The 1,199-nt window shown below is 45.5% G+C and carries 2 protein-coding genes; both read right to left on the bottom strand.

The features are described 5' to 3' along the window. On the bottom strand, positions 1-378 hold a 378-nt coding region (locus tag AC5V8P_RS25665), incomplete at its 3' end, for a response regulator (RefSeq protein ID WP_495474066.1). A gap of 4 nt (positions 379-382) precedes the next feature. Then, positions 383-1,199, bottom strand: an 817-nt coding sequence (locus AC5V8P_RS25670; protein ID WP_495474067.1) for a sensor histidine kinase, incomplete at its 5' end; no start/stop codon positions are given.

Consider the following 1,199-nt stretch of genomic DNA (forward strand, 5'->3'; position numbering starts at 1 on the left):
GGAACGAATGGCATTGATGAGAGACTCGGCCTCCATATCTTTTAACAGATAGCCATTGGCTCCCTTGCGCAACGTCTCGAATACATAGCTTTCATCATCATGAATGGATAAAATGATCACTTTGACATCCGGGAACATCTCACGTAGTTTTTCAGTTGCCTCGACACCATTTTCAATTGGCATATTAATGTCCATCAGAACAATATCCGGCTTCTCTACGTTGCAGAATTCCAGCACTTGAATACCATCGCCACATTCTCCGATGACCTCAATGTCGTCCTCCATATTCAAAATACGTTTAAGTCCTTCGCGGAACAACTGATGGTCGTCCGCTAACAGAACTTTAATGGGTGCATTACTTATTTCCTGATTTTCCATGTTGTTACTCCTTTCCCTTTTCCACGTTGGTTGGGATATGAATCACTATCTTGGTGCCTTGATTCTCAGCTGATTCGATCTCCATTCTCCCCTCGAGCAGTTCAACCCTTTCCCGCATACCAATCAGACCAAAATGCCCGTGGTCTTTACTTTTTTGCTGAAAAAGCTCTGGCTTAAAGCCCAGACCATTATCCTGCACAACAATTTTTACAAGCTGCGCCTGGTAGGTAATCTCAACAAGCACATAGGTAGGGTAAGCATGCTTGGCAGCGTTAGTCAAAGCTTCCTGGATCAGACGGTAAATGGCTGCTTCCATCGCGGAAGAGAGACGGTGTTCCTTGCCCCTTGTTTCAAAAAGCGCCCTAATTTTCGTTTTTTCTTCAAAATCCTGCACATATTTCCGGAGCGTCGGAATAAGTCCCAGGTCATCCAGGGCCATGGGACGCAAGTTGAAAATGACCTTTCGCATTTCTTCAAGACTGGAGCGAACCTGTTTCTTCAAGTCTACTATTTCGTCCTGAACCATCTTAAATTCCTGCTTGGCGATCATTCTTTCCACAATTTCCGTCCTAAGCACTAGATGCGCAAGGAGTTGCGCAGGTCCATCGTGAATTTCACGGGATATGCGCTTACGCTCCTCTTCCTGAGCCAAAATAATTTTCAGACCAATAAACTGCCGATTTTTGGCCGATTCAATGATCCGCGTCACTTGTCCCAATTCACCCGATAAATATTCCAGCACGACCCCCATCTGCGAACCGATGGTTTCAGCCCGCTCGACAGAAGCCTCGACACTTTTAGCTCGTTTTTGAAGATCATCT

It is taken from the genome of Paenibacillus sp. N119s (assembly GCF_059447605.1).